This is a genomic window from Gilvimarinus gilvus, assembly GCF_030518155.1.
In the GTDB taxonomy this organism is placed as follows: Bacteria; Pseudomonadota; Gammaproteobacteria; order Pseudomonadales; family Cellvibrionaceae; genus Gilvimarinus; species Gilvimarinus gilvus.
This window is the reverse complement of record NZ_JAULRU010000261.1, coordinates 1-379: the sequence shown is the minus strand read 5'-3', so window position 1 is coordinate 379 and position 379 is coordinate 1. Positions and strand designations below refer to the sequence as shown.

General features: G+C 36.9%; 1 protein-coding gene. It reads right to left on the bottom strand.

Annotation, left to right across the window (positions count from 1 at the left end):
• Nucleotides 1-379: aldehyde dehydrogenase family protein (locus tag QWI17_RS03880; RefSeq protein WP_368045324.1), on the bottom strand; the 379-nt coding region annotated here is incomplete at both ends.

Here is a 379-nt window from a genome sequence, read left to right as displayed (position 1 = left end):
TGTCGAACCATATAATTGACGCGATAATCCAACCGAAAAATCACAAATGTCAATCATTTCTTGTACTTCACCCAAACCTTCTTGATAGGATTTTCCCATTTCATATGAAACCAATTTTCCCAAGGAAGCCTTTTTCTCACGAAGTTTATCTCCAAATTGACGCACAATCTCTCCTCGTTTCGGAGCAGGAATCATTCGCCATTCTTTGAAAGCAACTTGTGCTTTTTTTATCACTTCTTCATAATCATCTTTGGTTGATGATTTTACTTTTCCAATCAATTTTCCGTCTACTGGCGAGTAAGAAGAAAGTTCTTCACCTTTTCCAAACCAAGTATTTCCTGTCGATGTTCCGAGATTTTCGGAAGAAATACCTAATTCT